The 2,008-nt window shown below is 71.4% G+C and carries 2 protein-coding genes; one reads left to right on the forward strand and one right to left on the reverse strand.

What is annotated here, in order from left to right; translation table 11 throughout:
* Positions 1 to 53: 53 nt before the first annotated feature.
* Positions 54 to 1,457: a uracil-xanthine permease family protein gene (locus tag K6I34_RS36270; protein WP_229332282.1), complete on the reverse strand. Its 1,404-nt coding sequence runs from the start codon at positions 1,455 to 1,457 to the stop codon at positions 54 to 56.
* Positions 1,458 to 1,676: 219 nt separating this feature from the next.
* On the opposite strand from K6I34_RS36270, the gene K6I34_RS36275 reads away from it, so the two are divergent.
* A partial coding sequence (locus K6I34_RS36275) for a hypothetical protein (protein ID WP_229332283.1) occupies positions 1,677 to 2,008 on the forward strand: 332 nt, incomplete at its 3' end.

The raw sequence follows: 2,008 nt of genomic DNA on the forward strand, positions 1-2,008 counted from the left end.
GACCGGAACGGATGACGGGGCGTCATGTCCGGGGCGCCCCGCCACCCGTTCCGTCAGGTGTCGCGGCGGGTCGCCTCCTGCTCGGCGGCCGCGTCGTAGCCGCTCGTCCCCGCGTCCAGCAGCGGCTCCTGCTCCTTGAGGTGGGCCGGGGCCAGGGCGCGCAGGACGTGGTAGCCGGAGAGCACCACGATGGTGCCGAGGGCGATGCCGCTGAGCTCGAAGTTGTTGCTGATCTTCAGGCTGACGCCACCGATGCCGATGATGATGCCCGCGGCGACCGGCACCAGGTTCAGCGGATTGCGCAGGTCGACCTTGTTGTGGACCCAGATCTGCGCGCCGAGCAGGCCGATCATGCCGTAGAGGATGACGGTGATGCCGCCCAGCACACCGCCGGGCACGGCCGCCACGACGGCGCCGAACTTCGGGCAGACGCCGAAGAGCAGGGCGAAGCCCGCGGCCGCCCAGTAGGCGGCGGTGGAGTAGACCCGGGTGGCCGCCATGACGCCGATGTTCTCGGAGTAGGTGGTGTTGGCCGGGCCGCCGACCGCGGTGGAGATCATCGTCGCCGCGCCGTCCGCGGAGATCGCGGTGCCGAGCTGGTCGTCCAGCGGGTCGCCGGTCATCTCGCCGACGGCCTTCACGTGCCCGGCGTTCTCGGCGATCAGGGCGATGACGACCGGCAGGGCCACGAGGATCGCGGACCAGCTGAACGTCGGCCCGTGCAGCGTGGGCAGGCCGAGCCAGTCGGCCTTGGCGACCCCCGAGAGGTCGAGACGCCAGTGGTCGACGGCCTCGGGCCCGCCGTGCACCGAGTGGATCTTCCCGAAGGCGCGGTCGAACACCCAGGAGATGCCGTAGCCGAAGAGCAGCCCGAGGAAGATGGCGACGCGGGACCAGAACCCGCGCAGGCACACCACGCAGAGCCCGGTGACGAGCATCGTCAGCAGGGCCGTCCACTGGTCCTGCGGCCAGTACGTCCTGGCCGTGACCGGCGCGAGGTTGAAGCCGATCAGCATGACCACGGCACCGGTGACCACCGGCGGCATCGCCGCGTGGATGATGCCCGCGCCGAACTTCCGTACGGCCAGGCCGCTCAGGAACAGCGCCGCGCCGACCGCGAAGATCGCGCCGGTGACGGCCGCGCTGCCGCCGCCCTGCGCCCGGATGATCGCGGCGACCCCCACGAAGGAGAGGCTGCACCCCAGATAGCTGGGCACCCGGCCGCGCGTCGCCAGCAGGAAGAGGATCGTCGCGACGCCGGACATCATGATCGCGAGGTTGGGGTCGAGCCCCATGAGGACCGGGGCGACGAATGACGCGCCGAACATTGCCACGACGTGCTGCGCGCCGAGCCCGGCGGTCCGGGGCCAGGAGAGCCGCTCGTCCGGTCTGACGACGGCACCGGGGGCCGGGGTGCGCCCGTCCCCGTGCAGAGTCCAGCGCACGCCGAGGCCCATGAGTGCTCCAAAAGGTTCGCAGTGGGGGGAATCCGGACCATGTTAAGTGGCCGCACCCCGTGCATCCGGCCGCTGTGCGCCACCCGGGAGGGGGTCAGGCTGCTGCAACCGAGCGAATCCCTGGTCCGTATGACTGTATGACCGTGAAGTCGTGCTGTTTCACGCGCTGGGCGAGGTATGGGTGTCTTTGTCCGATTCCTGCGAATCCAGGAGACACACATGCGTAAGCTCGTCGGCCGCACCGCGGCCGCCGCCTTCCTCGCCGCGGCCGCCGTCGTTCCGATCGCCGGTGTGGCACAGGCCGCCCCGGCCACCCCCACGGTCCAGGCGTGGCACCACGACCACGACCACGACGGTGACCACGGTCGCTGGGACCACGACCGTGACCACGGCCGCTGGGACCACCACGACCACGGCCGCTGGGACGACTGCGACCGTGGCTGGGGCGACGGCCGCTGGGGCCACCGTCACCACCACGAGGACTGCGGTGACGACTGGGGCTGGGGTGGCGGCTGGGGCCGTCACGACGGCGGCTGCGGTCGCCACGAGGG

Origin of the sequence: Streptomyces sp. UNOC14_S4 (genome assembly GCF_020740835.1) — a bacterium.
Lineage (GTDB): Bacteria > Actinomycetota > Actinomycetes > Streptomycetales > Streptomycetaceae > Streptomyces.